The sequence below is a fragment of the Anaerolineales bacterium genome (assembly GCA_022866145.1).
GTDB lineage: Bacteria > Chloroflexota > Anaerolineae > Anaerolineales > E44-bin32 > PFL42.
Genome location: JALHUE010000481.1, coordinates 1 through 1,654, shown reverse-complemented (window position 1 = coordinate 1,654; position 1,654 = coordinate 1). Strand labels below are relative to the sequence as shown.

General features: G+C 68.4%; 2 protein-coding genes. Both read right to left on the bottom strand.

Annotation, left to right across the window (positions count from 1 at the left end; all coding sequences use genetic code 11):
• Positions 1 to 193: hypothetical protein (locus MUO23_14090; GenBank protein ID MCJ7514081.1), on the bottom strand; the 193-nt coding region annotated here is incomplete at its 3' end.
• A gap of 36 nt (positions 194 to 229) precedes the next feature.
• Positions 230 to 1,375, bottom strand: coding sequence for a hypothetical protein (locus MUO23_14085; protein ID MCJ7514080.1), 1,146 nt, complete (start codon positions 1,373 to 1,375; stop codon positions 230 to 232).
• Positions 1,376 to 1,654: the final 279 nt, after the last annotated feature.

Sequence of the window (1,654 nt, the reverse complement as noted above, 5' to 3'; positions counted from 1 at the left end):
GGCCTCCGGCGACGGCCAGGCGCAGCCCGCGCTCCGCGAGCGCCAGTCCAGCAGCCTCGGGCGCCTGGGGGTCGCCCAGCAAGCCGAGGGCCAGCCAGTACAGGCGATCGCCATAAGCCTGGGACAGTTTGCTCGAGGGCTGCCGAATCACCCGTCCGGAGAGCGGCCAGGTCGGGGGGCCACGCTTGGACAAGCACCTCATGCCTCAGACAGCGCTGGGCTGGCAAGGTCATACGGGAGTCGACAGATCCGGCGCAGGGCGCAGCCTCCATCCGGCGATCCCAGCGGCAAGCCAGCACTCGGTGGCAACAATCACCGCCGACGTCAAGCACCAGGCACAGACGGCGCCGATGACGAAGATCTCCAGGTAAGTGAGGTAGATAGAGAACAGGACGCCTGCCGCGCTGAGCGCCAACAACAGAACCGCTGATGTCCGGCCGGCCGCAGAGCCCATACTGTAGACCCCCAGCCAGAGGACCAGCAGGCCAATCTGCAGCAGCAGGCCGAGAGCGGCGATGGGCACAACGCCAAGCAAGCGGGCATAGGCACTCTGTTGCACGGCATTGCAGTCGCCGATCGGGCCACACACTGCCAGGGAACCGCCGGTCTCCACCGAGAGCAAGTAGGCAGCAACGAGGGCGCCGAGGAGCGCCAGCAGGGGAAACAGATAGCGCAGCCTACCCGGCGGCTCCAGGCCGCGGCGGGCGCGCTGGAAGGTCAGCCAGATGATCGGCATGGCCGCGATCAGTGCCAGCAGGGCCAGGCTGGCCAGAAGCAAGGCGGTGGGATCGGTCTGGAGGATGCTGACGATCGCTGGCTGGTGCAGGTCCGGAATGGCGGTGGGGAGCGCAGGCGCGGGAAGGATGGCCGCCGTTGTCGGCGCGGAGTCCGGGGAGGATGGCGCAGCCGATCCGGAGGCAAGGGGGGTTGGGCTCGAACTGGCGGGGGGCGGCAACTGAGCCAGGGCCTCTTGCAGACCCGGGATATCCGGCCAGTCCAGCCCGCCGCTGGCCAGGGCGGCCTCAATGATGCCCGGGAACTGCTCGGGGATCTCCCGCCCGCCGACAAGCACCACGTCCCCGGCCACCAGGGCCGGAACCCCTCGGCGCGTATCCGGGATGGCGAAGCGCTCGATGGCTGACAGGTAGAGGTTCTGGCCGCCGGGTTGGGAGATATCGATGGCCAGAATCTGCACCTGGTCGCCGTAGGTCTCGAGCAGCGGCGGAAGATCGTTCTGGATGAGCTGCTGGCAATGCCCGCAAGTCGGGGAATAGAAGAGCACTGCATACACGATCGCTGGCTGAGCCGCCGCACGGGTGGCGCTGGCACAGCTGAGCAACAGCACGGCCAAGGCTGCGCGCAGGCTGAAGTGCATATCGGCTCCTGGGCCCGAGATCTCGGCGAGTGTATCATAGCGAGAAGCTCGGAGGGTTGGCTGCGACGGAAGGGATGCGGGGCCGCCGGGCGGAACGTGCGCTCGGGCGCCAGCGTCGGGGAGCGTGCTGGGTCCAGAGGAGGCAAGCCGAACGCGGGCCGCATGGTAGAATCGCATCTTCAGGTCGGCCCCCGTGCAGCCGGGCGCGAGGCCGCCGCCAACGGGACGCCCGTGACGCTGGATGCTGCCTGCATCTTCTGCCGTATCGTCGCCGGGCAG

Excerpts from the sequence above, each read along its gene's own strand:
- MUO23_14085 (MCJ7514080.1), bottom strand. The coding sequence starts at position 1,375 with ATGCACTTCAGCCTGCGCGCAGCCTTGGCCGTGCTGTTGCTCAGCTGT.